Annotated in this window: 1 protein-coding gene; it reads right to left on the reverse strand. The window is 48.1% G+C overall.

The features are described 5' to 3' along the window. Positions 1–15: 15 nt before the first annotated feature. On the reverse strand, positions 16–594 hold the full coding sequence (locus H5300_RS28600) for an ATP-binding protein (protein ID WP_182797385.1): 579 nt from the start codon (positions 592–594) through the stop codon (positions 16–18). Positions 595–607: the final 13 nt, after the last annotated feature.

Genomic DNA, 607 nt, shown 5'->3' on the forward strand with positions numbered 1-607 from the left:
GAGGGTGAGAGCCGCCTAGAGATCAAAGACGTTGGGGTACGGCCTCTTCGCCACAACAGCCGTGATGATTTCACTCAACACTGACATTGCCGATAAGCCACGTTTTTTGCAGGTTTCTATGAGGGGAGAATATTGATCCGTCACTAAAAGGTGTAAAACCGCTTCACCAAGTAGTCGTTTGGCAGCATGTTGGCTTCTTCCGCTGTTAATTTGGAAAAAGTGCGTATTTCGGCTGATGTGACCCCTGGTTTCGTTTTTAATCGACCACCTTTTTAAGCCTCGCTCTGGGCGGTAGTCCAGTTGATTTCCACTAGCGCTTAGGCGCAGCTTGGCTTGCCGTTTAAGTCGTTGGATTTTGGTTTGATCTCGGTTCACTATCTCATGATCAAGGATGAGTCCTAACCTTTCTTCAAAGCCAAGTTCAGCATAAGTCGCGGGGTGTATCCTTTGCTGTTCCAGTGCATCAGAAGCATGACTTAGGCGTAATCGTTCACCAAGGTAACTTGACTTGATATTAACGGAGGGTGAGAGCCGCCTAGAGATCAAAGACGTTGGGGTACGGCCTCTTCGCCACAACAGCCGTGATGATTTCACTCAACACTGACAT

The organism is Vibrio sp. SG41-7 (assembly GCF_014164465.1).
Lineage (GTDB): Bacteria > Pseudomonadota > Gammaproteobacteria > Enterobacterales > Vibrionaceae > Vibrio > Vibrio splendidus.